The sequence below is a fragment of the Microcystis sp. M53598_WE2 genome, from assembly GCF_030067735.1.
Classification (GTDB): Bacteria; Cyanobacteriota; Cyanobacteriia; order Cyanobacteriales; family Microcystaceae; genus Microcystis; species Microcystis aeruginosa.
Map to the genome: position 1 here is coordinate 1 of NZ_JASJFE010001102.1, position 3,091 is coordinate 3,091.

2 protein-coding genes are annotated in these 3,091 nt (G+C 43.7%); both read left to right on the top strand.

What is annotated here, in order from left to right; genetic code table 11:
* The first annotated feature begins 207 nt into the window (after positions 1 to 207).
* The gene (locus tag PX636_RS22505) at positions 208 to 1,269 is read left to right on the top strand and encodes an anthranilate phosphoribosyltransferase family protein (protein ID WP_004163289.1); all 1,062 of its coding nucleotides are present in this window, start codon (positions 208 to 210) and stop codon (positions 1,267 to 1,269) included.
* A gap of 195 nt (positions 1,270 to 1,464) precedes the next feature.
* Positions 1,465 to 2,709 (top strand): RNA polymerase sigma factor SigC, encoded by a 1,245-nt coding sequence (sigC, locus tag PX636_RS22510; protein WP_288119019.1) that lies wholly within the window; start codon positions 1,465 to 1,467, stop codon positions 2,707 to 2,709.
* Positions 2,710 to 3,091 lie beyond the last annotated feature (382 nt).

The following is a 3,091-nucleotide window of genomic DNA, read 5'->3' on the forward strand; positions in this document are numbered from 1 at the left end:
GTGTGGGGTGTGGGGTGTGGGGTGTGGGGTTTTACCGATTTTCAGGTGGTCAATTACCTAATTTTCAGGGAAAAAGTCCCGGAATTTTCCCCCCAATCACTCCAAAGGTCGGCACTTTTTGAGGGAAAACAAGTCTAAAAGTCTTATCCAACAAGGTTTTTAGATTTATTCAGCAAACCCTATTTACTCTTTATTTTTTTCCTTGAGATGAGTGATACTTTTCGAGAATTATTAAAAGTGATCGGTAGTGGCACCCATACGGGCAGAAATTTAACCCGTCCCGAAGCGGCAATGGCCACCAAGATGATGTTAACCCAAGAGGCAACCCCGGCCCAAATCGGTGCTTTTATGATTGCCCATCGCATTAAACGCCCCACCAGCGATGAGTTAGCGGGAATGCTTGATGCCTACGCCGAGCTTGGCCCGCAAATAACCCTAGAATCAGCCTCTTTTCAGCATCCGATCGCTATTTTTGGCAATCCCTACGATGGACGCTCTCGCACTGCCCCGGTTACTCCGATCACTACTTTAATCTTAGCGGCGGCGGGGGTTCCCGTAGTCCTGCACGGGGGCGATCGAATGCCGACTAAATACGGTATTTCCCTGAGGGAAATCTGGCAGCAATTAGGAGCAGATTTTAGTCAATTATCCTTAGCAGCAGTGAAAGACTGTTTAATCACCACAGGATTCACTTTTTTCTATATTCCGCGCCATTTTCCCCTAGTAGAGAATTTTGTTACCTATCGGGAGCAAATCGGTAAACGTCCGCCCATGGCCACGGTAGAGTTAATGTGGTCGCCTTTTGTGGGTAATATTCATCAGATATCGGGTTTTGTTCATCCCCCCACCGAAGATCGTTTTCGCGAAACTTTCGCTCTGAGAAATATCTCTCACTTCACCACCGTGAAAGGATTAGAGGGGAGTTGTGATTTAGCCTGTAATCGGACGGCGATTATCGGTTTGGGAAATCCCACCGATCCCCCTTCCTTTCAGCGATTTTTCCTAAATCCTCGCGATTATGGCTTCTGTCCCTCGGATTATCCCCTCGAATCTTTAGAGATGCTCACCGCTAAATTAAAGGGTTTATTAGCTGGAGAAAATAATGAATTAACCGATGCGGCAATTTTTAACGGTGGTTTTTATCTTTGGCGCTGTGGAATTGCCCCGGATATCCCCACCGCTTTCCAGCAAGCACAACAATGTTTACAGTCGGGAAAAGCCCTGGCTAAACTGCAACAAATCTGTAATTATCTCCAAAATCAGGAATAGATAGGAATAGGACTGTAGGGGAAATTACTTCTAAATCAATGGAATTGCTGTAACTTCTAAGTTTAAAGATAAATACTTTTGAGAAAAAAATTTTCCCAACTGCATCATTTCCTCGCTCAAGTGGGAAAGCTATGACTACGGTAAACGATTTAGAAGTTTCTAATTCCTATCACAGTCGCCCCTAGAGAAGCCATCATGTCTGCAATTAACCCCTCGACGCTCGAAACTGAATTTATCTGTCCCTCTTTTTCTATCTTAAAACTGAAGGAAAACTCGCTCGACCTGGATGAAGATTTTCTCGGCAGTGATTTGGAAGATGATTTAGTATCTAGTCCCGAAAAAAGCTACAGCAACGGCACAACTACCGATTTAGTACGTTTATACCTACAAGACATTGGCAGAGTGCCTCTACTCAAACGGGACGAGGAAGTTGAACAAGCGCAACAGGTACAGCGTCATCTGTCTTTACTGAAATTATGCGCCGCCGCCGTTAAACAAGGTGATGCACAAGTACAGCAATTTGTCAAGTTAATTGAGGTGCGCGATCAGCTAACCGCTCAATTAGCCCATCGTCCCTCCCTAGAACGCTGGGCAAAAACCGCCCAAATCAGGGTGTCTGAGTTAAAAAATGCTTTAAAAGCAGGAAAACAGCGTTGGGCGTACCTAGCGGGCTTAGAAGTGGGGGAATTAGAAGAAATTATTGCCCTTGGTACCCGTGCCAAAGAACAGATGATCAAGGCCAATTTACGTCTGGTGGTGTCGGTGGCCAAAAAATATCAGAATCGCGGTTTAGAATTATTGGATTTGATTCAAGAGGGAACCCTGGGTTTAGAACGCGCCGTCAAGAAATTTGATCCCACCAAAGGCTATCGTTTTAGTACCTATGCCTACTGGTGGATCCGTCAAGGAATGACAAGAGCGATCGCAACTAAAAGCCAGATTATTCGCTTACCGGTTCATATTACCGAAAAACTCAACAGAATTAAGAAGGCACAACGGAAAATCTCGCAAATGCGCGGTCGCACTGCGACCGTAGAGGAAATTGCCCAAGAGTTAGCTCTGACTCCTGAAGCTGTGCGGGAATTGTTGATGACAGTGCCGCGTTCGGTTTCCTTAGAAATAAAAGTGGGTAAGGAAAAAGATACGGAATTATTAGACCTTTTGGAAATCGAAGCAGTGTCTTCAGAAAATCATTTTGTCTATGAATCTTTGCAAAGAGATATCAGAGAACTATTGGCAGATTTAACCGCTCGTGAACGAGAAGTGATTGAATTGCGCTATGGTTTTCTCGATGGTAAATCCCATTCTTTGGCTGATATCGGTCGCACTTTGGAATTATCCCGGGAAAGGGTACGACAAATTGAGTTGAAAGCTTTGCAAAAACTGCGTCAATCCCAGCTACATAATCACATTCGCGATTATTTTGAAGCGTTGAGTTAGTTAGGGTATGTGGAAAAAGTTTTTCCTGGGGGCAGGGTGTGGGGAGTATTTTCAGTAAACAGTAAACAGTAAACAGTAATCCTAAATCCTGTTATTAAAAACTGATTATTTATTCCTCCTTTTGCCTCTTGTCTCTTGCCTCTTGCCTATCCTGATATGTAGCCTATACTCAACGGATTTAGTATAATCAGTGATCTGAAAATACTCCCTATTTTTTTAGGAGATTTTAACTCACCGAGAATAAGGATTTGATGATACCAAATCCGTTTTTAATACTGTGATTAACTCCCCAGTCATGGATTGTTTCTCCCTGCTCTGGCGCTCCCCACTCCCCTATACCTTTTAAACAGGATTTATCCTAAATCCTGTTATTAAAAACTGA

What these genes read in the sequence shown, in the direction of transcription:
- PX636_RS22505 (WP_004163289.1), top strand. Translation starts at nt 208, where the DNA reads ATGAGTGATACTTTTCGAGAATTATTAAAAGTGATCGGTAGTGGCACC.
- sigC (WP_288119019.1), top strand. Translation starts at nt 1,465, where the DNA reads ATGTCTGCAATTAACCCCTCGACGCTCGAAACTGAATTTATCTGTCCC.